The following is a 22,436-nucleotide window of genomic DNA, read 5'->3' on the forward strand; positions in this document are numbered from 1 at the left end:
CCGGGTCAATTCTCGATGGAAATCCCGGGTCAGCTCTCAGTGGAAATCAACATGCCCGCTCCATCAAGTACCAGATGACCGCCTCCAAGCTGCCGCTCGCACGCGAACTCGACAGCTTCGAGTTTACCGGCACACCGATCAACGAAGGGCTGGTCCGCGACCTTGCCACCGGCACCTTCCTCGCCAGCCAGCGCAATGTCGTGCTGGTCGGCGGCACGGGATCGGGAAAGACCCACCTCAGCATCGCCATCGCCCGCAACTGCATCCGCGGCGGTGCCAGGGTCCGGTTCTACAACACCACCGATCTGGTCAACCTGCTCGAACTGGAAACCCTTCAGGGCCGGACCGGCAAACTCGCCGAGCATCTCTCGCGGCTCGACCTGCTGATCCTTGACGAACTCGGCTATCTTCCGTTCGCGCGTACTGGCGGCCAGTTGCTGTTCCATCTCGTCAGCCGCCTCTACGAACGCACTTCGGTCATCGTCACCACCAACCTCGCCTTCGGCGAATGGCCGACCGTCTTCGGCGATGCGAAGATGACCACGGCACTGCTCGACCGGCTCACGCACCATTGCGACATCATCGAGACCGGCAACGATAGCTGGCGCTTCAAGAACCGCAGCTGAGCCTGCCCATCAGACGAAAAGAAGACGATTTACGCCTTAGCGGAACGTCTCCGGGCTACGCCCTGCGCCGTCCCGCTAAGGCGTGGGCGCGCATCAATCCCGTGGTCCCCTTTTGCACGCCGATCCCGGTCCCCGTTTGCGCGCCGATTGACACGGTAGCGAAGATAAATCGCGCGGGGCCGGCGCCCGCATCCTTCATCCGGCGCGCAAGTTCGCTGAGATACGTCATATCCCATGCCGCATTCCGGACGCCGTCGATGGCCTTCTCGCGGTTCGCTGAGCGCAGGGACTTCATCAGTCGCTTCTTCTCCGCATTGGGCGAGAAGTACATCGAGGCGAAGATCGCGGCAGGCCCGGCCAGAAAGAAGTCCGTCAGCATCCAGTCGAGCAGTGCCAGCGCGCGCTCTAACGGCTTCCTGTCGGAAAGTTCGAGCTCTGCAATCTTCAGCGCCACGATATAGTTGCGCTCCCACCGGTTGAGCGGCGCAGCCAGGTCATGACTGGTCAACGGGGCCGGGCTAAGCATCCCCAGCGTTTTTGTTCGGCCACGCGATATGTCGACCCAAGCGAGCGCCTGCGCGCTGTCGCTCGCGCGGAACCATGCCAGTTCACGGTTGGCCTCGGCGTTCCCCTCTTTGTGGACGAGCTCGTGAAACGCAATCGTAGGGTCGAAGTCGATACCCACGCACTGGCAATAGGCCATCAGGTCGGCAGCGAGCTGGCTTGTCTTATCGAGCGGATATCGTGCGCGGCCCTCGGCGATCGCGGCCATGCGGGAAATGAGGTTCCGGTCAGGAAGAACGATCGTTGTTTCTCCCGCCATCTTGGAGTATTCCATTACCATCAGGTCAAGCATTCCGCGCGCGGCAGGAATGTAGCCGGCGACAACCCCGCAGCTGTCCGTAAGATCCGACGCAATCTTAAGCACGTCTTCCACCGGGAAATCCGGCGGGAACCGAACAGCGAAAAAGCCATCTGAGTAGTCCATGATCAATCCGCACCTCTACCTAGCTAGTTTCCGAAGTTCCGGAGGACGCAACCGCTGCGCTGGACTGGGCTCGCAGGGGTCAAGGTGATCGGATTTCGCCTCCCGCTCCGGAAGCGTTCCGGTCGCAATCGGGTTAGCGACGCAGACCGGTGCGATCTCGATCGGTCTAGAGATGGGGCGCATAGATCTCGAGCAGAAGGCGGGTAAGCTGCTCGCCGCGTCCCGCAAGCAGCGCGATGTTGTCCTTCAACATAGGACTGAAATCCGTTGGATTGTTCATCACGTGATCGCGCGCGATCATGTCCGCCGGACGAAATGGCAGCTTGTCATCCTGCTGACCGAGATACGGAAGGAGGAAGCCGTCAATCGCGCGTTTGGTCGCCATGCGGTGCAGCAGATCGTAAATCTGCGTCTGGGTTCGCCTGTGGATGGTGTATATCGTCGCCAGCATTCGCGAACCCCACGCATATGACTTCGCACGGCTGTTTGTTGCTTTGAACAGGGTCGAGACTGCCTATGCACCAGAAGACGTTGTTCGTATGGTCCTGCAGCTTCCCTCTGGTGAGTTTGATAAAGCCCCATTTCGGGTTGGTAGACCAACAGACGCACGTATGGCGCCGAAATAGCCGCGTTTCGGGAGGAATAATTAACTTCTCAGACAAGGGGCGGCTCCCTTTCGGGAGCCACCCCTTTTGATTTAATTTCAAACAAGGCTGTCTTGTCAGCCGCCTTGCGCGATTGCCTGCCTCTGCTCAAACTCAACAAGCTGGTCGCGGGCATCAAGCATAGCCTTGCGGAAGCAGACCTTCTGGCGGTCGTCCATCGGACCGCGATTTACGCGCCCAACCGAACAAACGGTCCGGGCTGCTTCGCGCAGGTCGCTTTCCAATGCTGGCAATTGGCGTACATCGCCGGCACTGCGGTTGATCGTGGAAACGACGATTTCCTGCGTTTGGGGTTCAGCAAGGGCAGGGGTTGTCAGCAAGCCGCCACATAGGGCGACCGCAAGCGCGATCTTTCGCATTCATGTTCTCCTCTCACGGTTCTGACCCGCTAATGGGGCCTTATCCAATGTTCATATAGACCTTTTAGTGTCATTTGCCCGCGATAATTTTGCCTTTGACGGGATTTCGGGGGAGATTAGCCGCCGTAGCCTAAAGAATACTTTGCCTCGATCTCCGCAAGCTGTTGATTTGAGGCAGAAATAGAATTGGCTATAAAAACCTGCTTCTTTCCAGAGGGATGGAAGAAACGGTCGTTCGGTCACACGCCTTGACGGCGCCGTGCCGGATCTCACTGTCCACTTGCGAGATCGATCGGGCATTGGCAAAATCATCGTCGGCTAGCTTGACGCGCACGATCTTCACCTCACTCTCATTCGCGAGTGCAGGGGCGGTCGTGACCAGTTCGGTGGGCGGCTCGAACCTCCAAGAACCCACAGCGTTAAGTTCCTGCTTCACGTGATCGAGCGTGCCGGGCTGGCAGGCTTCGCTACCCACTGGACGAGCGGAAGCTCACCAGCGGCGGATAGCGCTTTTTTGATAGCTGCCATGAATGCCGCGGACGATCGCGGCCGCCTTTGATCGATCCAGTTGCACCGAATTTGGGATCTGTTTCGTTGACCAACGGCGCGAAAGGATCTGGCCGCAAACCATGAATTCTGACTCCCCCTCGCGGTGTCCAATCGCAGCCCGGCTCTCTTCGCACCCGTCAACACCCACATGAGGGCATCGTCGGAAAGTCCGCGAATGCCGCCGCCACCAACCGACTTTTGTGGGCCTTAAAACCAACGCTTCTGATCGGGAGTTTCGTCATCGCTCCTATCGAAGCCGCAGCTGGTATCAAGCTCGTCGAAATCATCAAGTCGAACAACAGGAAAAGGCTTGCGACGCTCGTCGATCGCAACCTTATGGCGGGAGAGCGTCGCCTCGCCTGCAGTCCGCCCATCCACACGCGAGGCGGCCCGTATCGGCAATACCACGGTCTTTATCTCCGCGAAGGCGAAGCCGGCAGCGATGCTTGTCTGCTTTGGCTGGCCAAAGCATCTGCCGCGTGCCAGCAGCCTGGCGCGGCTCATCTAGGACGGCCGCCAGTCCTCGCCCCCGCGCCTACACCAGCTGGGGCAGCAGCCGGGCATATTTGCTCACGTCCTCGATCTTGCCTGTACTTACACGCGACCAGCCGGTCCATTCGCCATAGGCGCCGCGGATCAGGACACCGTTCTCCTTCATGGCGGCCTGCAGCGCATCGGCGTCGGGCACCTTCACGAACACGAAGTTCGTTTCGGACGGCAGGGCCGACAAGCCTGCACTCTCGACCGCGGACATGATGATCTGCTTCGCGGATAAGACCTGGGCCTTGGAATAGGCCTTGAAACTCTCGTCCTCGAAAGAGGCGATTGCTGCGGCAAGACCTGCAGTATTTCCGCCAAAGCTCATCAGATAGCCCTGCAGCGTCTTGACCGTGTCGGGATGCGCCAGCGCATAGCCGACGCGCAGGCCGGCCATCCCATAGATCTTGGAAAAGGCGCGGCAAACGATCAGGTTCGGGTGATCGTTGACCATGTCTGATACCGAGTAGAAAGCGGGATCGCTGGTCAGCTCGTTATAGGCCTCGTCCACCAGGACCGGGATGTCGGCGGGCACGCTGCGGATGAAATCGCGCAGCGGCTCGCCCCCCACGGCCATCCCAGTGGGATTGTTGGGATTGCAGATCTGGATCATGCCCACGTCGGGTCCGATCGCCGCCGCCATCGCGGCAAGATCGACACCCATGTCCTCGCCCAGCGGCACGCGCTTTACGCGTGCGCCCTTGCGTTCGGCATAGAGAACGGTGGTATCCCAGAACAGATCGGGGCACAGGACCGCCTTGCCATCGGGAATGGCCAGCGCCGCCGCGCAGAGCACCTCGGTCGATCCCGACGCGACGATCACATTGGCCGGTTCCAGCGCATAATGGCCGGCGATCATCTCGGTCAGCAGTTTCACGCCGCCATCCGCGTAATAGCAGCCGTTCTTCGCCTCGTCATAGATCGCCTTGATCGCGCTGGGCGCCGGACCATACGGATTTTCATTCCGCGAAAGCAGCGCCATGCCAGCGGGCGGGCCGAACGGCGAAGTCGATCCGGGCGTCATCTTCTGCCCCATCACCGATTGCGCCAGCGCATTGCCGGTCATGAGAGCCGCGCTGCCCATCGAGGCGCCGCCGATCAATCCGCGTCGTGAAAAGCCCATGGAATATCCTCCTGAAGTTGAATGAGATACTGGATGGTCAGGCAACAAGCCCGTTCCGGATCATCAGCGCGCCGATGAACAGCAGGTAGATGCCGAAGATGCGCTGCATCAGCTTTGCGCTGAGCAGGTGGGCGGCCGCCACGCCCCACGGCGCGGAAATCGCCGACATGGTGACGATCGAGATGGCAGCGATCAGATTGACATAGCCCACCGATCCGACCGGCAGTCCCGAGGCGCCGAGTCCTATAATGGCGTAGCCGATGGCCGAAGGCAGGGCGATGATCACTCCGATACCCGATGCCGTGCCGATCGCGCGGTGGATGGAACGGCCATAGAGCGTCATCACGATGATCGCGACGGTCCCGCCCCCGATGCCGAGCAGCGATGACGAAGCGCCCAGTCCGGTCGCGATGGCGACGCGCCCGCCGCCGTTCGGGATGTCGTTGCCCAGCTTCACCGACTTCAGCACCGGATAGAGGAAATGAACCGCCATGATCAGCACGCCCGCCCCGAAGATGATGGCCAGCACCGAGCTGGTCACCAGTGATGCCAGCGCAACCCCGCTGATCGATCCGACGACAATGAAGGGCGCCCATGATTTCAGCAATTCGACATCCACCGCGCCGCGCCGGGCATGCGCCTGCACCGATCGCAGCGATGTCACCACGATGGTCGCGAGCGAGGTGCCGATGGCGACATGCGCCAGTTCTTCCTTCGATCCGCCCAACAGGGGCAGCATCACGAACAGCGCGGGGACGACGACGAAGCCGCCGCCGATGCCGAACAATCCCGCGGCCAGTCCGGCAAGCAGGCCCGCTCCTAGCATCAGGGCGATGATCGGCGCCCAGTCCCAGATGAACTCCATCAAGCAATATCCTTTATCATCCGGACAATCGGAACGCTTCCGTCAAGCTGTCTCGAAAGCTCGCGGTAGCCGCAGGCGCGGTACAGCGGTTCGCCGCCGACGGTCGCGAACAGAAGGACTTGCGAAAAGCCTTCGGAACGAGCCGCCGCCTCGCTGCTTTCGAGGATCATCCGACCTATCCCCAGTCGGGTCAGGTCAGGATGGGTATACATGGCGCGCACCCTTGCCGGTTCGCTAGCGGGGTCGAGCAGGCGTAGGTCGCGCCGATCGGCCGTGTCGCCGCCGTAATCGGTCGCACGGCGGCTCCACCCGCCGCAGCCCGCAAGGCGGTTGCCGATGGCGGCCACGAAATAGGTTCGGTCCTCGATCAGCTGGGTATCCAGCGTCATGAAACGATGGCTCTCGGCCACCTGCTGCGCCGACAGCATGCGCGCCAGCAAGGTCTGGGTGGACAGGCGGATCAGTTCGCGAAGCTGGTCCGCATCCTTCGGCGCCGCCAGCCGAAGTCGCGGCCGCGTGAGCCGATCCTGTCCTGCTTTCATGATGCCGCCGTCAGCCATGCATGTAAAAGCCGGGCCGGGGCATGCACTGGCACCCCCGGCCACGGTAATCAGAAGCGCGCCCGGATGCGCGCGTAGTAATAGCCGCCCATCCAGTCGACGGTCGAACCCGAGTTGTAGACCCGGCCGCAGCAATATTCGAAATCCGCCTTGTCGGGATAATTGTCGAAGATGTTGCGCGCGCCCACCGACAGCGTGATCAGGTCGGTCAGGCTATAGCTTCCCTCCACGTCGAACATGATTTCCGACCCATAGGTCTGGTAGACGAGAGGCGCGTTGCTGCCGTCCGAGTTCGTCGACTTGCCAAAGTAATTGGCGCGGACGACAAGCCCGGCGGGACCGGCATCGTGGGAAACAGTAAGCACGCCCCGCCATTTCGGATCGAAATTGACGAAGTCGTACTGGTCCTCGTCGTTGAACAAGCCGTCGACCGGACCGTCGAACTTCGACTTGTTGTAATTGACCGCTGCGGTCACGCTGGTCCGCCCGGCGCTCCACATCGTGGTATAGCTTCCCACGATGTCCACGCCCTGGGTCACCGTGTCGAACGCGTTGGTGAAGTAGAACACGCCGCCGATGGATTCGGCGCCGACCACACCGGCATCGATCAGATTGCCGCGAAAGCCAAGGCAACCGTCCTGGATACCATCCGTCGCGGTGTCGCAATCGTCGACGACACTGATGGTCGAGATGGCGTTTAGACGATCCTGCAGCTCGATCCGGTAATAGTCGATCGAATAGGTGAAATTGCCCAGATCCCCGGTCAGCCCCAGCGTGTAGTTGGTGGATTCCTCCGGCCGGAGCGGGGTTGCGCCCAGCGCCTGTGCCACCGCGCTTCCCGCCGGAAAAAGCCCCGTCGCGACCGGGAAACCGTTCGGCAGGCGGGTCGACACATTCGTCGTTCCCTGCTGGCCCGGCGTGGGAGCCCGGAAGCCGGTGCCGTACGATCCGCGCACTGCAAACCCGTCGATGAACTCATAACGGCCCGCCACCTTGTAGATCAGCTCGGTGCCGAAGTCGGAATAGTCCTCGTACCGAAGCGCGCCCTGCAGGAACAAGTTCTCGGTAACGTCGGCGCTGAGATCGCCATAGAGGGCGAAGCTATGGCGGTCGTAGGTGCCCGAAAAATCGGGCGAATAGCCCGGAAAGCCGTTCGAACCGACCCCTACGACGGTATAGACCGGATCGTCGCCGTCCGAACAGTCGAGGCCCGGGATCCCCGCACCCGTTGGCGTCGCCATGCCGTCGTCGGTACAGAAGCCCCATGGATCCGCGCTGCTGTAGGGACCTGCCGCATAAGATAGTGGCTCGCCTTCCACCAGTTCGTAGCCTTCCTCGAAATAGGTGCCGCCGAAACCGAAGCTGAGGTCTCCGGCAAGGCCGACGTCGAAGGCCATGACGAAGTCGGCCTGAAGCTGGAATTCGTCGTTGATCAGATCGCCCGGCTCGAAGCTGGTGGGTGAATCCGGGCCGAGCGAGGGGTTGATCGTGTTCGAGAGCGTGTAAGAAATCTCGTTCCGGCCATAGCGGGCCGACAGGTCATAGGAGAGCATATCGGACAGATCGCCGCGCATGCCGCCCACCATCGAATAGTCAGAGATCTCGCCCGTGAAGGAAGGCGTGAAGCCGCCGGGGAAGAACTCGAGCGGCGTCCAGATCGACCCGTCCTCGCGGCGGATGGGCTCGATCGTGCCGTTGCCGGGGTAGCGATAGAAGAAATTGCCGGTGCCGGTGCTCCAGCTATAGCTGCCGAAGCCGTAAAGCTCGGCTGCGTCCGACAATGTGTAGCCGGCATTCACGAAGGTCCGCACCGCCTCCAGCGAGGGGCGGCCCCAGGGCTGGACCGTGTCGATGCCTTCGACTGCCGCGGCAAATTCCTCGTTACCGGGCTGGGCGGCATATTGGTCAACGCAGAACCAGGGTTCGCAATATTGCTCGGCCCGATTGGTGCTGTCGGCATCGTAATATTCGGCCGAAAGATTGATGAAGCCATTATCGCCCAGCGGAAGACCGATATTGCCGGCAAAGCGATATTCGAAACCGTCGCCTTCGTAAAACTGCCCAGCCTCGGCTTCAAGCGAGATGCCGTCGCTCGCATCCTTCAGCAGGAAGTTGATCACCCCTGCAATGGCGTCGGAGCCGTATTGCGCGGCTGCGCCGTCGCGCAGAACCTGCACCGATTTCAGGGCGATCGTGGGGATGGTCGCGATGTCGGGACCTTGCGTGCCCGATCCGCCGATGGTGACCAGGGCGGCCCGGTGGCGGCGCTTCGAATTGACCAGCACAAGGGTCTTGTCGGTGGGCATGCCGCGCAAGGTTGCCGGACGTATGAAGCTGGAACCGTCGGAAATCGGCTGGCGCGAGAGAGTGTAGGAAGGAACGAGCGTCTTCAATACGTCATTGGTATCGGTATAGGAAACCGCTTCGAGATCGTCGGAAGAAAAAACGTCGATCGGAACCGGAGATTCGGCGACCGTGCGGTCCACCCCTCGCAACCCTGTGACGACGATGGCGCCATCCTCTTCGGATACTTCGTCGGCGGTTGGCGTAATCTGGGCCGTCGCAAGTGACGGAAAGAGCAGGCTTCCTGCAATTGCAAATGTCGATACAAACGAACGTCGCTTCATGGAGATCCCCTTGATTATGGATGATCTCCTCCCCCATTCTCCGTTCTATCGAAACGTATCGGTTCGTGGCGTATACGCCCCGTCACGACCGCGTCTTGTTATTCCCTGATGAATTTCTCCGAATATCTTCCCAGTCTGCCTCAAACAGAACAACTGGCGTAAATTTCTTCCCCAAGATGCCGATGTTGCAGTTTGATGACAAGACGAGAAACACAAATGTTGATATTTAAATTACAGCGATGAGGTCGGCGTGCTTCCGCAAACCGGGATAAGCGAGGGCGCCGAATTCCCCGATCGCCGGAAGTGACGGATATTCAAGTTAAACCCGGCTGTGACTGACGCCCTCGCCTGCGATGTGAGGGAGGGCCCTTTGTCGGCGTTCGCAATGAAGCAGCATAGCGCGACATCGCATCAGCATTTTCTTTGGCGGTATCGTCTTTCCGCAATGCCTTCGGTTCTGGCGGTTTGCTGGACGGCAAAGGCCTCGGGCCAGGCGTTGATTCTCAATGACGCGCAGCGACGTGCACCGGTCGAGGCGGTCGAACGTAATGCGACATGCCGCGGGTCGCCTGTTCGGCTGGTATGACACGCCCCTCAATCATGGCCCCCCATCTCGAAATGACTTCGATTGCCGACTTAGCAGCGGTCCGACCCTGCGAATTTATGTTTGCTTTCGCGCGAACGAAGATCGGCCTTTTATGACCGAAACCGGGCGCGTAGCTGACATGCTAACTCATCTTGCGGAATGACCGCTATCCGCGTTTCACTCCCTAAAACCTGATGGGGTGGACGCCCCCCGACGGCATCTATGTGCCAAAGTGGAGGTGTTGAAACATCACTGAGGGAGGCGTCCGTGTCGGAAGTTACCACAATCGGTCTGGATATCGCCAAGAACGTTTTTCATGCGCACGGTGCTGACGAACGCGGCACGATGATCTTCAGTCGCAAGCTGACGAGAAGCAAGCTGCTCGACTTCTTCGCCGGTCAGCCGGCGTGCATCGTGGCGCTCGAAGCCTGCGGCGGTGCGCATCACTGGGCACGCCAGCTGCAATCGATGGGGCACGAGGTGCGGCTGATCCCGCCGGCCTACGTAAAGCCGTTCGTCAAATTATGGTCACCTCGCCATAAGCGGACTAATCACGAGGTCTCCATAATGCGGAGGAACGCGGCCTGATCGGCGGATTTTCGCCGTTTTCGGATGGGCTTGCTTTGCATTATTTGGTGCCGAACCTCTGCGGGTCAATTGACCAACAGAGGACCCGCCAATGCTCGATAACCATCACGAACTTATTTCCGCACTCAATTCCTCGCTTCTCAGTCAGGGATACAGCCCGGTCGTGGTGAGGAATTACTGCACCTACGCATCTGGATTTCTCGATTATCTGGTACTGCGGGGCGTCCCGGTCGCAGACGTGATCGACGTGCAGGTAGAGCAATACCTGCGGCACGCGATCGTAAAGTTCGAAAAGGAGCGTGGTCGACGTCCCAGCGCACGCTGGTACAAGGTTCCGCGTTCCGGGATTCATGCGTTGTTGCGACTTGCTCACGGTCAATGGCCGCCAGCAATCGAGCCTATCTGCGCGGCCGATGTGGCCCGATTTGCAGTTTGCGACGAATACGAAATCTGGCTGCGTGAGGAACGCGGGTTGGCTCGCTCCAGCGTCGCAGCGCTGATGTGGGAAGCCCGGAACTTTCTTGCCTGGCAGATCGATTGCGGAAGCGGCGGCTTGGCGGGTCTGAGCATCGTTGACATAGACCGTTACATGGATCTGCGCGCGCCGAAACTGACGCGCGGCTCGCTGAAGTCTGTCGCGGAGCGGCTTCGCTCGCTGCTGCGATATCTCCACATCATGGGTTGCGTCACAACGGACCTATCAGGGCATGTGATTGCATCGTAAACTTAACCGTTGCGAGGCGAGCTGGGATGCAGGGTATCTGCGGCAGGTTATAGTCGAGCGATTTTTGCCCATTGGTCCATTGCAGCGGCGTGCAATTCGCGATGATGGCCGGAGGAGATGTCGTGACGGGGAATATGAAAGAGGTTTGCAATCGGATCGTGGATAGAGACGAAGCGCTGCAAATGTCGGGTCGATTTGAACCGCTTCATGATCCGCTCTCGTCGTCGGATCGGTTGATGGGAATTTTCCGCCCGATTGTTCAGGCCTTTGTGGGAACGATGCTCCACACCCGGCATGATCTCTCGCCTTGCCGCGTCATAGGATCGAAGCTTGTCGGTGATCATTACCCGTGGCGCCCGGCCCTGGCCCCTCAACAGCTTGCGCATCAGGCGCGTTGCCGCCTTGGCGTTGCGGCGACTTTGCACCAGAACATCGAGAACGAAACCATCCTGATTGACGGCGCGCCACAGCCAATGCTTTTTGCCACGGATCGAAATGACGACCTCGTCGAGATACCATTTGTCGCCGAACCGGCCGGACACCCGTCCGCGGATGTCGTTGGCGAAGGCGCGACCGAACTTCTCCGCCCATAGTCGGACCGTCTGATGTGAAACGATGATGCCACGGGCCGCCAGCATGTCCTCGACCATTCGCAAGCTCAGTGGGAAGCGGAAATAGAGCCACACAGCGTGGGCAATGATTTCGGCTGGAAAGCGATGGCGTCGGTAGAGGGGATCACGGTCTGTCATGCCCCAGCATCGCCCAACAAGCTCCAAATTCCGTTAAGTTTACGATGCCGTCGAAGGAGCTTCTGGAGGCCAAGAGCGAGATCCGTTGACCGCGGTCGCAGTTGCGGAGAACCGAGGAGGAGCAGGATCTACCAAAATACGATCACCGGGCTTTGGTTCTCGACCGAGTGATGCTTGCACCTCGCCCGGCGGATGCTCTTGATGGTCTCTTAAACCGTTGTTGTTTGCGGTCCGGATTTCTGTCTCATCTCGTGATAGCTTGTCGGCGACGGGGTTTCATCTCGCCGGAGATACTCGCTCTACGCCCTCTTTTTCCTTAACATCGTGGCGGAAGATCCTCACGATCTGCCGGCCGATATCCTCCGGGCTCATGCCGCCCTGGCGGTACCAGCTGCTGACATTGTTGAGCAATGTCAGCAGCAGCAGACGGTAGACGCCGCGGTCGAGCGCCGGGTCGAGCGGCAACCCCGGGATCAGCTCACGGAATATCGCTTCGAAGGCATCGCGCTTCGCCACCAGCCGCTCGCGTATTTCCGGCGGCGCGGAAGCGAAATCATTCATCAACGGCATGGTCAGAGAGTGCGGATCGAGCTGGATTTCCAGCATCGTGACGCAAGCCGCCTCGAGACGCTCCCACGGATCTGTCTTGCCCGCCATGGCCGTCGCTATCCGGTCCCCGGCCACCTGCAGCGCCATGTCGTGGATGCGAACGAACAAGGCTTCCTTGGACTTGATGTAGTGATAGAGCGAACCGCCCAGCAGGCCGACCTTCTCGCCGATATCGCGCACGGAGGTCGCCGCATAGCCCCTTTCGGCGAACAAGCCGGCGGCGGCCTCGAGGATTTCACAATGCCGCTCGCTCAACTCGCCGCCGACCATTGCGGCGGCAAGACTGTCACGCAGGGTAGAGACCCCACCTCCCGCGTCCTTCATTCTGGTTCTCGCTTCCCGTTTCACTTGTAGGCCGGCCGCGCGAAGCGCCGACCGACATCGTTTCACAAGCATTACCTCACCGGCATCATGCCGGTAAAGATTCAGCTTGCCAATTGTAACAATCGTTTGATACAGGATTGACAGCGTCAAGAGGAGGAGACCGGGTGAGCGACAATCTGCGCGAATCGATGGATTTCGACATCGTCATCGTCGGTGCCGGACCCGCCGGGCTTGCCGCCGCGATCCGCCTCAAACAGCTCGCCGATGAAAAGGGCGCGGATCTCTCCGTGGTCGTCGTGGAGAAGGGCTCCGAGGTCGGCGCGCATATCCTCTCTGGCGCGGTCATCGATCCCTCCGGCCTCGACCGGCTTCTGCCCGAATGGCGAAAGGATCCGGAACGCCCGCTGAAGACCGAGGTTTCCGACGACCGTTTCTATTTTCTCGGGCCGGCCGGCCATATCCGCCTTCCGAATGCCTTCATGCCGCCGCTGATGAGCAATCATGGCAATTTCATCGGCTCGCTCGGCAATGTCGCCCGCTATCTGGCGGCGCATGCGGAAGCCCTTGGCGTGGAGATCTATCCGGGCTTCGCCGCGACCGAAGTGCTCTACGACGAAAACGGCGCGGTCGCCGGCATCGCCACCGGCGACATGGGCATCGATCGCGACGGCAAGGCCAAGGACGACCATACGCCGGGCATGGAATTGCGGGCGAAATACACCCTCTTCGCCGAGGGCGCGCGCGGCAGCCTGACCAAGCAGCTTCTGGCCCGCTTCGATCTGATGGAGGGCCGCTCGCCGCAGAAATTCGGCATCGGCATCAAGGAACTCTGGCAGATCGACCCGCAGAAGTTCCGCCCCGGCCTCGTCCAGCATTCCTTCGGCTGGCCGCTCGACCTGAAGACGGGCGGCGGCTCCTTCCTCTATCACTTCGAAGACAATCTCGTGACCGTCGGCTTCGTGCTGCATCTCGATTACAAGAACCCCACGCTCTCTCCCTTCGAGGAATTCCAGCGTTTCAAGACCCACCCCCTGATCCGCGAAACCTTCGAGGGCGGCAAACGCATCGCCTATGGCGCCCGCGCCCTGACCGAGGGCGGCTGGCAGTCGGTGCCCAGGCTCGCCTTTCCGGGCGGCGCGCTGGTCGGCTGCGCTGCCGGCTTCATGAACGTGCCGCGCATCAAGGGCAGCCACAACGCCATCCATTCCGGCATCCAGGCGGCGGAGGCGGCCTTCGCCGCGCTGAAATTCGGCCGTGCTGCCGATGCGCTGGACGACTACGAAAACGGCTGGCGCGCCTCCGTCATCGGCCGCGACCTGAAGCCGGTGCGCAACGTCAAGCCGCTCTGGTCCCGCTTCGGCACGGCCCTCGGCGTCGCGCTGGGCGGCATCGACATGTGGCTGCAGACGCTGACCGGCCTCTCGCCCTTCGGCACGCTCAGGCACAGGAAGGCCGATTTCGAAAGCCTGAAACCGATCTCGGAGGTCACCCCGATCCGTTATCCCAAGCCGGACGGCGTCCTGACCTTCGACCGGCTGTCCTCCGTGTTCCTGTCGAACACGAACCACGTCGAGGATCAGCCGGTTCATTTGCGGCTCGCCGATCCGTCGATCCCGATCGGCCGCAACCTGCCGCTCTATGGCGAGCCCGCCCGGCTCTACTGTCCGGCCGGCGTCTACGAGGTGGTCCACGACGACGCGGAAAACCACGCCGAACCGCGCTTCGTCATCAACGCGCAGAACTGCGTTCACTGCAAGACCTGCGACATCAAGGATCCCGCGCAGAACATTACCTGGGTCCCGCCCGAAGGCGGCGGCGGACCGAACTATCCGAACATGTGACGCCCCCGTCATGAAAAGGAAGATCTGAATGAGCACGGCCTATATCGTCGATTACCTCAGAAGCCCGTTCACACCCGCCTATCGCGGCGCCCTCGCCGGCACCCGGCCGGACGACCTCGTCGCCGGCGTCATCAAGGCGCTTGTCGACCGGTCCGGCGTCGATCCGGCGGAAATCGAGGATGTGAACCTCGGCTGCGCCTTCCCCGAGGGCGAGCAGGGCCTGAACATCGCCCGCTGCGCGGCGCTGATCGCCGGCCTGCCGCAATCGGTCGGCGGCTCCACCGTCAACCGCTGGTGCGGCTCTTCCATGCAGGCGATCCAGATGGCCGCCGGCGCGATTGCCATGGGCGCCGGCGACGTCTTCGTGGCGGGCGGGGTCGAGAACATGAGCCGCGTGCCGATGATGGGCTTCAACCCCATGCCCAATCCCGGCTGGAGCGACGTGCAGCGCCTCGCCTTCCTCAACATGGGCCTGACGGCGGAAAACCTCGCCGACCGCTATTCGCTCTCGCGCGAGGAGCAGGACGCCTATTCGCTGGAAAGCCAGAAGAAGGCGCTCGCCGCCCGCGCCGACGGCAGGCTTGCGGCCGAGATCGCGCCGGTCGGCGACGTGACCGCCGATGGCTGCCCGCGCGAGACCGACGCGGCGAAGCTCGCCGGCCTCAAGACCGCCTTCAAGGCCGGTGGCTCGGTCACCGCCGGCAATTCCTCGCCGTTGACCGACGGTGCCTCGGCGACGCTGATTTGCTCCGAGGCCTTCGTCAACAGGCACGGCCTCAAGCCGCTCGCCCGGATCGCCGGCTACGCGGTCGCGGGTTGCGCGCCCGAGATCATGGGCATCGGCCCGGTCGAGGCGACTCGCAAGGCGCTTTCTCGCGCCGGTATCAGGAACACGGATCTCGACGTCATCGAGATGAACGAGGCCTTCGCTTCGCAGGTTCTCGCCTGCTGCCGCGACCTCGACATCGATCCCAAAAGCCTCAACCGCGACGGCGGCGCGATCGCGCTCGGCCATCCGCTCGGCGCCACCGGCGCCCGCCTCGTCGGCAAGGCATCCACCCTGCTGAAACGTGATGGTGGCCGCTACGGCCTCGCCACCCAATGCATCGGCGGCGGTCAAGGCATCGCCATGGTCGTGGAGGCCGCGTGAGATGACGAAGATCACCAAGGCCGGCGTCATCGGCGCCGGTGTCATGGGTTCCGGCATCGCCGCCCATCTCGCCAATGCCGGCATCGAGGTCGTGCTGCTCGACATCGAAAAGAAATTCGCCGACGGCGGCGTCGCCCGCCAGCTGAAGGCGAACGGCTTCATGGACAAGAGCTTTGCCGGCCGCATCACCACCGGATCGACCGGCGACGATATGGGCCTGCTCGCCGACGCCGACTGGATCGTCGAGGCCGTCGCCGAACGGCTGGAGATCAAGCAGGCCCTCTACAAGGCGATCGACGCGGTGCGCAAACCCGGTTCGATCGTCTCCTCCAACACCTCGACCATCCCGCTCGCCGCGTTGACGGACGGCCTGCCGGAAAGCTTCGCCGCCGATTTCCTCATCACCCACTTCTTCAATCCGCCGCGCATCATGCGGCTTCTGGAACTTGTCTCCGGCCCGAAGACCCGGCCGGACGTGACCGCGAAAATCCATGACTTCGCCGATCGCGGCCTCGGCAAGACGGTCGTCGTCTGCAAGGACACGCCCGGCTTCATCGGCAACCGCATCGGCAATTACTGGATGGTCGTCGCCCAGAACGAGGCGATCGCCATGGGCCTCGACGTCGAGGAAGCCGATGCCATCATCGGCAAGCCTTTCGGCATTCCCTCGACCGGAATCTTCGGCCTGCTCGATCTCGTCGGCATCGACCTGATGCCGACCATCCTGCGCAGCCTGCAGAACGCCCTGCCGAAGACCGACGCGATCCACGACTATGACGCCGAGCCGGCGCTGATCGCGAAAATGATCGCGGAAAACCGTCTCGGCCGAAAGAGCGGCGCCGGTTTCGTCCGTCTTTCGGCCGACCGCAAGACCCGCGACATCACCGACCTTAAGACCGGCGACTACCGGCCGATGAAGAAGGTCGCCTCCGAAAGCCTGGATGCCGCGAAGGGCGATGCGCGCGCCTTGATGGAACATCCCGGCCCCGGCGGATGCTACGCCTCCGTCGTCATGGAAAAATCGCTGGCCTATGCCGCCGCCCTCGTTCCGGAAATCGCCGATCGCCCCGACGCGGTGGATGACGCCATGCGCACCGGCTATGGCTGGAAGCAGGGACCGTTCGAACTGATCGACCGCCTCGGCGCCGGCTGGCTGGTGGACCGGCTCGAGGCGCGCGGTCTCACTGTTCCCGCCTATCTGGCGCTCGCCGCCGCAAAGGGCGGATTCTACAGCGTCGTCGATGGCAGGCGGAGCTGCCTGTTGCCCGATGGCGCCGTTCGCCCGGTCATGCGCGGCGAGGGCGTCATCACCATCGCCGACGTGAAGCTTTCGAGCAAGCCGGTGGTCGACTATGGCTGCGCCGCGCTCTGGGATCTCGGCGACGGTGTCGCCTGCCTCGAGTTCCGCACCAAGATGAACACCTTCTCCGAAGCCCTGCTCGACGCGATCGATGCGGCGCTCGGTGAGGTCGGCAGGAGCTTCAAGGCACTGGTGATCGGTTCGGATTCGCCCGTCTACAGCGCCGGCGCGGATCTCCGGGTCTTCCTCGAAACCGTCGAGACCGGCGGTTCCGAAGCACTCGGCAAGTTCATCGACAAGGGGCACCGGACCTTCATGGCTGTCAAATACGCGCCCTTCCCGGTCGTCGGCGCTCCCTCCGGGCTCGCCTTCGGCGGCGGCTGCGAGATCCTGCTCCATTGCGACGCGATCCAGGCCCATGCCGAACTCTCGATCGGCCTCGTCGAAACCCGCATCGGCGTCGTGCCGGGCTGGGGCGGCTGCAAGGAAATGCTGGTCCGCCAATATGGGCTCGCCGGCGGCACCAAGGGACCGGTCGCGCCCGCGATCGCCACCTTCAACCTCATCGCCCCGGCTCAGGTCTCCGGCAGCGCCTTCGAGGCCCGCGGCCTCGGCTTCCTCAGGGCGACCGATGGTGTCACGATGAACCGTGACCGCCTTCTGGCCGACGCCAAAGAGAAAGCCCTGTCGCTGGTGGACGGCTACGTCGCGCCGGAACCGCCGCAATTACCGCTGTCCGGTCCGTCCGGCGCCTCGGCAATGCGCAACATCGTCGAGAGCGAAGCGCTCGCGGGCCGCGCCACCGCCCACGACAAGGTCGTCGGCGCGGCGCTGATCGATGTCTTGAGCGGCGGACCGAACGCCGACCCGTTGAAGCCGACGACCGAGGACGAGATCATCGCCCTCGAACGCCGGGCCTTCATTGCCCTCTTCGAGACGCCGGAAACCGTGGACCGGGTGAAGCACATGCTCACCACCGGCAAACCGCTGCGCAACTGATCGCCAAGGAAGAACAACGACATGGCATCCTACAATCCCCCGATCGACGACATCGCCTTCCTGCTGAACGACGTGCTGGATTTCGACGGCCAGATGCAGACGCTGCCGGGCTACGAGGAAGTGAGCGCCGAACTCGCCGTCTCTGTGCTCGAGGAAGGCGGCAAGTTTTGCGCCGGCGTGCTGGAACCCTTGAACCGCCCGGCCGACGAAGAAGGCTGCAAGCTCGAAAACGGCCTCGTCTCCACCCCGAAGGGCATCGCAGACGCCTACAAGGCCTTTGTCGAGGCCGGTTGGGCCGGGCTGTCCGGCGCGCCGGAATTCGGCGGCCAGGGCCTGCCGCGCGCAACCCAGATCCTGCTCGACGAGATGCTGTCTTCCGCCAATCTCTCCTTCGGCCTTTTCCCGGGCCTGACGCGCGGCGCCGTCGAGGCGATCGAGCATCACGCCAGCGACGAGTTGAAGGCGAAATACCTGCCGAAGATGATTTCCGGCGAATGGACCGGGGCCATGGCGCTGACGGAATCTTCCGCCGGCACCGATCTCGGTCTGCTCACGGCCCGCGCCGAGCCCGTCGGCGACGGCTCCTACAAGATCAAGGGCACCAAGATCTTCATCTCTTCCGGCGACCAGGATTTCGGCGGCAACATCATCCATCTGGTGCTCGCCCGCCTGCCCGACGCACCGAAGGGCGTTAAGGGCATTAGCCTGTTCCTCTCGCCGAAATTCCTCGTCGAAGACGACGGTTCCCTCGGCGCCCGCAACGGCATGTCGGTCGGCTCGCTCGAGCACAAGATGGGCATCCATGCCCAACCGACCTGCGTCATGAACTATGACGGCGCTATCGGCTGGCTCGTCGGCGAACCGGGCCGCGGCCTGAATGCGATGTTCACGATGATGAATGCGGAACGCCTGTTCGTCGGCATTCAGGGTCTCGGCATCGCCGAAGCCGCCAATCAGAAGGCCGCCAGCTACGCCCGCGAACGCCTGCAGGGTCGTTCGCTCGACGGCAGCCGCGGACCCGTCCCGATCATCGAGCATCCCGACGTACGCAAGATGCTGCTGACCGGCCGTTCCTTCATCGACGCCGCCCGGGCGCTGGCGATCTGGACCGCCATGCAGATGGATATCGCCGCCCGCCATCCCGATCCCGCCGAACGCCGGCGCGCCGACGGTTTCGTCGCCCTGCTAACGCCGGTGGTCAAGGCAGCCTTCACCGATTTCGGCTTCGAGACCGCGGTGATTTCGCAACAGGTCTTCGGCGGCCACGGCTATATCCGCGAATGGGGCATGGAGCAGTTCGTGCGCGATGCCCGCATCACCCAGATCTACGAGGGCACCAACGGCGTCCAGGCCATGGATCTCGTCGGCCGCAAGCTGCCGATGGAAGGCGGGGAACTCGCCGGACGTTTCTTCGATCTGGTCAAGCAGGATCTGCAGGCGGCGTCACTCGTTCCCGCCACAGAGCGGATCGTCGCCGCCACCGCCTCGGCGCTCGACCGCCTCGAACGCACGACCGAGTTGCTGCTCGCCGGCAGCGGCGATCCGGCCGTGGCCGGCTCGGCCGCAACCGACTATCTTCGCCTCTTCGCGCTCACCGCCTTCGGCTGGATGTGGGCGAAGATGGCCGCCAGCGCCGCGGCGGCCGATACGCCGCCGAAGGTCCGCAAATGCGCCGTCGCCGATTTCTTCGCCGATCGCATGCTGCCGCAGACCCTCGGCCTCGAAACCGCGATCGCCAACGGAGCGACCTCGATCATTGCCCTGAACCAAGACCTTTTCTGATCCGTATACTCCAAGGGAGGAAGTAGCATGCTCGGAATGATGATGAACTCGCCGCTGCTGGTGTCGACCATCCTGCGCCACGCGGCGACCTATCACGGCACGACCGAAATCGTGTCGAAGACGGTCGAAGGACCGATCCACCGCTATACCTACGCCGATCTGTCGAAGCGCAGCCAGAAGCTCGCCAACGCGCTGAAGCGGCTCGGCCTCGAATTCGGCGACCGCGTCGGCACACTCGCCTGGAGCGGCTACCGCCATCTGGAACTCTACTACGGCGTCTCCGGTTCGGGCCTCGTCTGCCACACGATCAATCCGCGGCTCTTCCGCGAGCAGATCGGCTACATCATCGAGCATGCGGGCGACAGCGTGATCTTCGCCGATCTCACCTTCCTGCCGATCCTGGAGGCACTCGCCGACCGGCTCTCCGGCATGAAGGCGATCGTGATGATGACCGACGAGGCGCACATGCCGAAGTCGGAAGCCCTGCCGAACCTTGCCTGCTACGAGACCCTGATCGCCGGTGAGTCCGACGAATACGACTGGCCGGTATTCGACGAGAACACCGCCTCCGGCCTGTGCTACACCTCCGGCACGACCGGGGACCCGAAGGGCGTTCTCTACAGCCATCGCTCCAGCGTGCTCCACGCAATGTCGAGTTCGATGCCGGATGTGCTCGGCCTGTCGGCCAACGACGTGCTCTCGCCGATCGTGCCGATGTTCCATGTCAATGCCTGGGGCGTCCCCTTCTCCGGCCCGATGGCCGGCGCCAAGCTCGTCATGCCCGGTCCGAACCTCGACGGCGCCAGCCTGCATGCCCTGTTCGAAGCCGAAGGCGTCACCTGCACCGCCGGCGTTCCGACCGTCTGGCTCGGCCTGCTCGACTGGATGGACGCCCACGGCCAGCGCTTCACCAGCCTGAAGCGGGTGGCGATCGGCGGCTCGGCCTCACCGCCGATCATGATCAGCCGCTTCCACAACATGGGCGTCAAGGTCCGCCATGCCTGGGGTATGACCGAGACCAGCCCGATCGGCCTCGCCGCCTGCCTGATGCCGAAGCATCAGTCGCTCACGCCCGAACAGAGGCTGATGCTCGAGGCCAAGCAGGGCCGCCCGGTCTACGGCATGGAGTTCCGCGTCGACGGCGCCGACGGCAAGCCGATCACCCGAGACGGCAAGGCCTTCGGTGCGATGATGGTGCGCGGTCCGTGGGTCGCCGCCGGCTACTACAACACTTCGGAAAGTGCCGCACACGAAGTTCCCGGCTGGTTCAACACCGGCGACGTCGTCACCATGGACGAGGACGGCTTCGTCCAGATCGTCGACCGCACCAAGGACGTCGTCAAATCCGGCGGCGAATGGATCAGTTCGATCGAACTGGAGAACATCGCTCAGGCCCATCCGGCGGTGAAGGAGGCGGCGGTCGTCGCCAAGCCCGATGCGCGCTGGGGCGAGCGCCCGGTCCTCGTCGTCGTCCTGAAGCCCGGCGAGAGCTTCGGCCGCCACGAGATGGTCGAGCACTATACCGGCAGGATCTCCAAATGGAGCATCCCCGACGACGTGATCATCGTCGACGAACTGCCGCACACGGCGACCGGCAAGCTCCTGAAAACCGCGATCCGCGATATCGTGCTCAAGGAATATGCCAGCGTCACCCCCGACGACAGCATCATCGGCTAGGCGCGCCATGACGAACGATGTTCAGAGCCTTTACCTCGAGGACATTGCGGTCGGCCAGACCTTCGAAAGCGCTCCGCATGTCCTGACGGTCGAGGAAATCAAGGATTTCGCGGGCCGCTACGACCCGCAATTCTTCCATCTCGACGACGAGGCGGCGCGGGAGAGCCTGTTCGGCGGCCTCGCCGCCAGCGGCTGGCACACCGCCGCGACGACGATGCGCCTGCTGGTCGAAAGTGTGCCCTTCTTCGGCGGGCTGATCGGCGCCGGCGGCGAGATCTCCTGGCCACGCGCGACGCGACCGGGAGACGCCATCCGTCTGCGCAGCGAGGTCACAGCGGTCACGCCATCCCGCTCGCGCCCTGAGCGCGGCATGGTCAACATGCGTTGCGAGACGGTCAATCAGCACGACGAGGTGGTGCAGGTCTTCACGCCGAAGATCGTCGCATGGCGGCGAACCCTGCTTTGACGGACTCCACCAAAATCTGGAAGACAGCTCAGCGTCTCAGGTCAGTCTCTATACGCGGCTGCCCGCTTCGTGCATGATCTCGGTCTTTGCACAGACCTTGAAGCTGCAATCAACCACCCGCCTTACAGGTGCTAGAGCCCGTCCACTTTAATCCGGGTCATAGCCGCAGGCAGCGAAGTAATTTTCGCATTCTTGGGCGGTGAAGATGTTGACGATTTCGCCAACCGTGTTCCATAGACCTTCTATGGAGCGCTCGGCCTTTGCCCTGAGCATTGCCTTCAGCTTGGCAAAGGCGTTCTCGATTGATGGGATGGATGGCTCCTGCTCCCGGCGTCGCATTGCGCCATAGTCGGGAAGTCATCATCCCGTATAAGAGGAGCCATCCATGTCCGAGCTTGCCACAGTCGGTATCGATCTCGCAAAGAGCGTCTTTCAGATCCATGGTGTAGACGAGAGTGGACAAGTTCTCGTGCGCCGCCAGCTTCGCCGCGGCCAATTGCTCGCGTTTTTCCAGAAGCGTCCACGATGCCTGATCGGCATGGAGGCTTGCGCAGGTTCTCATGACTGGGGCCGCAGGCTTCAGGAGATGGGGCATGACGTTCGGCTGATGCCGCCGTCCTATGTGAAGCCTTACGTGAAGTAATGGTCAGGTGAAGATTACTTTACTAATCATCAGGTGACCATAATGCGAAGGAACGCACGCGGGCCGCCCAGTTGTCGGCCGTTCGCGCAAAATTCCTTC

19 protein-coding genes and 3 pseudogenes are annotated in these 22,436 nt (G+C 62.3%); 10 read left to right on the forward strand and 12 right to left on the reverse strand.

Annotated features, from left to right (window positions below; genetic code table 11):
- A partial coding sequence (gene istB, locus AC4FIJ_RS14460) for an IS21-like element helper ATPase IstB (protein ID WP_490337382.1) occupies positions 1-626 on the forward strand: 626 nt, incomplete at its 5' end.
- Between the two features lie 55 nt (positions 627-681).
- On the opposite strand, the gene AC4FIJ_RS14465 is transcribed toward istB, so the two are convergent.
- The 9 genes from AC4FIJ_RS14465 to AC4FIJ_RS14505 form a co-directional block, all read right to left on the reverse strand.
- Positions 682-1,620 (reverse strand): hypothetical protein, encoded by a 939-nt coding sequence (locus tag AC4FIJ_RS14465; protein WP_490337383.1) that lies wholly within the window; start codon positions 1,618-1,620, stop codon positions 682-684.
- 160 nt (positions 1,621-1,780) lie between these two features.
- Positions 1,781-2,065 carry a hypothetical protein gene (locus tag AC4FIJ_RS14470; RefSeq protein ID WP_490337384.1) on the reverse strand — a complete coding sequence of 95 codons (285 nt, stop codon included), beginning with the start codon at positions 2,063-2,065 and terminating at the stop codon, positions 1,781-1,783.
- Positions 2,066-2,335: 270 nt separating this feature from the next.
- Positions 2,336-2,638, reverse strand: a complete 303-nt coding sequence (locus AC4FIJ_RS14475; protein WP_490337385.1) for a UrcA family protein — start codon at positions 2,636-2,638, stop codon at positions 2,336-2,338.
- A gap of 190 nt (positions 2,639-2,828) precedes the next feature.
- Entirely contained in the window at positions 2,829-3,113 is a 285-nt protein-coding gene (locus tag AC4FIJ_RS14480; RefSeq protein ID WP_490337386.1) for a hypothetical protein, read from the reverse strand.
- Positions 3,114-3,394: 281 nt separating this feature from the next.
- On the reverse strand, positions 3,395-3,691 hold the full coding sequence (locus tag AC4FIJ_RS14485) for a hypothetical protein (protein ID WP_490337387.1): 297 nt from the start codon (positions 3,689-3,691) through the stop codon (positions 3,395-3,397).
- Positions 3,692-3,722: 31 nt separating this feature from the next.
- The gene (locus AC4FIJ_RS14490) at positions 3,723-4,847 is read right to left on the reverse strand and encodes a pyridoxal phosphate-dependent aminotransferase (RefSeq protein ID WP_490337388.1); all 1,125 of its coding nucleotides are present in this window, start codon (positions 4,845-4,847) and stop codon (positions 3,723-3,725) included.
- Positions 4,848-4,884: 37 nt separating this feature from the next.
- Positions 4,885-5,712 carry a sulfite exporter TauE/SafE family protein gene (locus AC4FIJ_RS14495; RefSeq protein ID WP_490337389.1) on the reverse strand — a complete coding sequence of 276 codons (828 nt, stop codon included), beginning with the start codon at positions 5,710-5,712 and terminating at the stop codon, positions 4,885-4,887.
- A complete protein-coding gene (locus tag AC4FIJ_RS14500; protein WP_490337390.1) occupies positions 5,712-6,254 on the reverse strand; it encodes a GNAT family N-acetyltransferase in 543 nt (180 codons plus the stop codon). The genes AC4FIJ_RS14495 and AC4FIJ_RS14500 overlap by 1 nt, the downstream gene beginning before the upstream one ends.
- A gap of 68 nt (positions 6,255-6,322) precedes the next feature.
- Positions 6,323-8,899, reverse strand: coding sequence for a TonB-dependent receptor plug domain-containing protein (locus AC4FIJ_RS14505; RefSeq protein ID WP_490337391.1), 2,577 nt, complete (start codon positions 8,897-8,899; stop codon positions 6,323-6,325).
- An 853-nt stretch (positions 8,900-9,752) separates the two neighbouring features.
- On the opposite strand from AC4FIJ_RS14505, the pseudogene AC4FIJ_RS14510 reads away from it, so the two are divergent.
- A pseudogene (locus AC4FIJ_RS14510) lies at positions 9,753-10,007 on the forward strand (IS110 family transposase); the annotation flags it as partial.
- 157 nt (positions 10,008-10,164) lie between these two features.
- On the forward strand, positions 10,165-10,797 hold the full coding sequence (locus AC4FIJ_RS14515; RefSeq protein WP_025292306.1) for a hypothetical protein: 633 nt from the start codon (positions 10,165-10,167) through the stop codon (positions 10,795-10,797).
- A 47-nt stretch (positions 10,798-10,844) separates the two neighbouring features.
- Here the strand turns inward: AC4FIJ_RS14515 and AC4FIJ_RS14520 are convergent, their stop codons facing one another.
- On the reverse strand, positions 10,845-11,546 hold the full coding sequence (locus AC4FIJ_RS14520) for an IS6 family transposase (RefSeq protein ID WP_025292307.1): 702 nt from the start codon (positions 11,544-11,546) through the stop codon (positions 10,845-10,847).
- A gap of 276 nt (positions 11,547-11,822) precedes the next feature.
- Positions 11,823-12,479, reverse strand: coding sequence for a TetR/AcrR family transcriptional regulator (locus AC4FIJ_RS14525; protein WP_239371455.1), 657 nt, complete (start codon positions 12,477-12,479; stop codon positions 11,823-11,825).
- A 188-nt stretch (positions 12,480-12,667) separates the two neighbouring features.
- Between AC4FIJ_RS14525 and AC4FIJ_RS14530 the strand changes: the two genes are divergently transcribed.
- Genes AC4FIJ_RS14530 through AC4FIJ_RS14555 form a run of 6 tightly spaced genes read left to right on the forward strand, consistent with a single transcriptional unit; the run spans position 12,668 to position 21,694 of the window.
- Positions 12,668-14,320, forward strand: a complete 1,653-nt coding sequence (locus AC4FIJ_RS14530; protein WP_047100005.1) for an electron transfer flavoprotein-ubiquinone oxidoreductase — start codon at positions 12,668-12,670, stop codon at positions 14,318-14,320.
- Positions 14,321-14,348: 28 nt separating this feature from the next.
- On the forward strand, positions 14,349-15,470 hold the full coding sequence (locus tag AC4FIJ_RS14535; protein ID WP_025292310.1) for a thiolase family protein: 1,122 nt from the start codon (positions 14,349-14,351) through the stop codon (positions 15,468-15,470).
- Position 15,471: 1 nt separating this feature from the next.
- Positions 15,472-17,769 carry a 3-hydroxyacyl-CoA dehydrogenase/enoyl-CoA hydratase family protein gene (locus AC4FIJ_RS14540; protein WP_097137736.1) on the forward strand — a complete coding sequence of 766 codons (2,298 nt, stop codon included), beginning with the start codon at positions 15,472-15,474 and terminating at the stop codon, positions 17,767-17,769.
- 21 nt (positions 17,770-17,790) lie between these two features.
- Positions 17,791-19,551, forward strand: coding sequence for an acyl-CoA dehydrogenase C-terminal domain-containing protein (locus AC4FIJ_RS14545; protein WP_025292312.1), 1,761 nt, complete (start codon positions 17,791-17,793; stop codon positions 19,549-19,551).
- A gap of 27 nt (positions 19,552-19,578) precedes the next feature.
- Complete coding sequence (locus tag AC4FIJ_RS14550; protein WP_228222509.1) at positions 19,579-21,228, forward strand: long-chain-fatty-acid--CoA ligase; 1,650 nt, start codon at positions 19,579-19,581, stop codon at positions 21,226-21,228.
- 7 nt (positions 21,229-21,235) lie between these two features.
- Entirely contained in the window at positions 21,236-21,694 is a 459-nt protein-coding gene (locus tag AC4FIJ_RS14555) for a MaoC family dehydratase (protein ID WP_025292314.1), read from the forward strand.
- 147 nt (positions 21,695-21,841) lie between these two features.
- Here AC4FIJ_RS14555 and AC4FIJ_RS14560 read toward each other — a convergent pair.
- A pseudogene (locus AC4FIJ_RS14560) lies at positions 21,842-22,012 on the reverse strand (IS630 family transposase); the annotation flags it as partial.
- 67 nt (positions 22,013-22,079) lie between these two features.
- Between AC4FIJ_RS14560 and AC4FIJ_RS14565 the strand changes: the two are divergent.
- A pseudogene (locus AC4FIJ_RS14565) lies at positions 22,080-22,334 on the forward strand (IS110 family transposase); the annotation flags it as partial.
- Positions 22,335-22,436 lie beyond the last annotated feature (102 nt).

The organism is Croceicoccus sp. (assembly GCF_983967925.1).

What these genes read in the sequence shown, in the direction of transcription:
- AC4FIJ_RS14550 (WP_228222509.1), top strand. Translation starts at nt 19,579, where the DNA reads ATGCTCGGAATGATGATGAACTCGCCGCTGCTGGTGTCGACCATCCTG.
- AC4FIJ_RS14530 (WP_047100005.1), top strand. Translation starts at nt 12,668, where the DNA reads ATGGATTTCGACATCGTCATCGTCGGTGCCGGACCCGCCGGGCTTGCC.
- AC4FIJ_RS14535 (WP_025292310.1), top strand. Translation starts at nt 14,349, where the DNA reads ATGAGCACGGCCTATATCGTCGATTACCTCAGAAGCCCGTTCACACCC.
- AC4FIJ_RS14540 (WP_097137736.1), top strand. Translation starts at nt 15,472, where the DNA reads ATGACGAAGATCACCAAGGCCGGCGTCATCGGCGCCGGTGTCATGGGT.
- AC4FIJ_RS14490 (WP_490337388.1), bottom strand. Translation starts at nt 4,847, where the DNA reads ATGGGCTTTTCACGACGCGGATTGATCGGCGGCGCCTCGATGGGCAGC.
- AC4FIJ_RS14475 (WP_490337385.1), bottom strand. Translation starts at nt 2,638, where the DNA reads ATGCGAAAGATCGCGCTTGCGGTCGCCCTATGTGGCGGCTTGCTGACA.
- AC4FIJ_RS14545 (WP_025292312.1), top strand. Translation starts at nt 17,791, where the DNA reads ATGGCATCCTACAATCCCCCGATCGACGACATCGCCTTCCTGCTGAAC.
- AC4FIJ_RS14555 (WP_025292314.1), top strand. Translation starts at nt 21,236, where the DNA reads ATGACGAACGATGTTCAGAGCCTTTACCTCGAGGACATTGCGGTCGGC.
- AC4FIJ_RS14505 (WP_490337391.1), bottom strand. Translation starts at nt 8,899, where the DNA reads ATGAAGCGACGTTCGTTTGTATCGACATTTGCAATTGCAGGAAGCCTG.
- AC4FIJ_RS14500 (WP_490337390.1), bottom strand. Translation starts at nt 6,254, where the DNA reads ATGAAAGCAGGACAGGATCGGCTCACGCGGCCGCGACTTCGGCTGGCG.
- AC4FIJ_RS14525 (WP_239371455.1), bottom strand. Translation starts at nt 12,479, where the DNA reads ATGAAGGACGCGGGAGGTGGGGTCTCTACCCTGCGTGACAGTCTTGCC.
- AC4FIJ_RS14470 (WP_490337384.1), bottom strand. Translation starts at nt 2,065, where the DNA reads ATGCTGGCGACGATATACACCATCCACAGGCGAACCCAGACGCAGATT.
- AC4FIJ_RS14485 (WP_490337387.1), bottom strand. Translation starts at nt 3,691, where the DNA reads ATGAGCCGCGCCAGGCTGCTGGCACGCGGCAGATGCTTTGGCCAGCCA.
- AC4FIJ_RS14495 (WP_490337389.1), bottom strand. Translation starts at nt 5,712, where the DNA reads ATGGAGTTCATCTGGGACTGGGCGCCGATCATCGCCCTGATGCTAGGA.
- AC4FIJ_RS14515 (WP_025292306.1), top strand. Translation starts at nt 10,165, where the DNA reads ATGCTCGATAACCATCACGAACTTATTTCCGCACTCAATTCCTCGCTT.
- AC4FIJ_RS14520 (WP_025292307.1), bottom strand. Translation starts at nt 11,546, where the DNA reads ATGACAGACCGTGATCCCCTCTACCGACGCCATCGCTTTCCAGCCGAA.